The organism is Bacillus sp. 05T31 (assembly GCF_056396725.1).
Genome location: NZ_JBFTMA010001454.1, coordinates 1 through 399, shown reverse-complemented (window position 1 = coordinate 399; position 399 = coordinate 1). Strand labels below are relative to the sequence as shown.

Below are 399 nucleotides of genomic sequence, written 5' to 3'. Positions count from 1 at the left end.
GGGTTACACTTATACAGCAAATCGGATTCGGATTTTTTTCGAATGTTCGTTTCCTCTTCAGGGGTAAGATCTGCTAGTTTCGTAATTTCTTCAGCTTTTTGGTTGCTTTCAACTAAATTCATCATAATTTTAATCAGGATTTCTATTTTATCACTCGAAATCTTGATGCTATCCCAAATCGCTCAAAAAATAGATAATGATGTTTACTTTTCAACTCCACAAAGCAATTTTATCTCTTTAATTTGTTCTATATGACGCTGTTCATGCAAATAGATCAGTTCTATCCACTGATCAAGAAGTAATTCTCCAAGAGCTGGATGCGTCACTGATTTTTTCGCTAATATAGATTCATCTTCTATTGTACTCAGGAAACGCATCAATTCTTTTCTAGAGTCGTTT

At 33.8% G+C, this 399-nt stretch carries 1 protein-coding gene; it reads right to left on the bottom strand.

Annotated features, from left to right (window positions below; translation table 11 throughout):
• Nucleotides 1-203: 203 nt before the first annotated feature.
• Nucleotides 204-399: DUF1569 domain-containing protein (locus AC1DJR_RS33795; protein WP_477004652.1), on the bottom strand; the 196-nt coding region annotated here is incomplete at its 5' end.